1 pseudogene is annotated in these 297 nt (G+C 53.2%); it reads right to left on the reverse strand.

Features of this window, described 5'->3' with window-relative positions:
• Window positions 1-297, reverse strand: a pseudogene (locus NE665_RS24285) (hypothetical protein); the annotation flags it as partial.

Raw genomic sequence — 297 nt, forward strand, 5'->3', positions numbered from 1 at the left:
TTTTCAGCTTTGCCGATGCTTCACCTGCCTTTTCATTCGTTTTCGTGTCATACGCCTCGAACGTCGCCGTGCACGGATAGGTCCCTTTCTTCAGCTCCTCATCCAGATAATCCTCCTTGATCACCTGCGCCGGCTTGATCGCGTCACTGTGATAGATCTCTCGCTCATCGCTATCCATCGTGATCCTCACCTTCATGTTGTAGCGGTTGTTCGGCGCGTTTTCGATGCGCAGCGTCCCCTTGCTCTTCCCATCCTTGAACACCGGGGAGCTGTTGATCGATATCGCCAGCATGCTTT

It is taken from the genome of Clostridium sp. DFI.1.208, assembly GCF_024463855.1.
In the GTDB taxonomy this organism is placed as follows: Bacteria; Bacillota_I; Bacilli_A; order Erysipelotrichales; family Erysipelotrichaceae; genus Clostridium_AQ.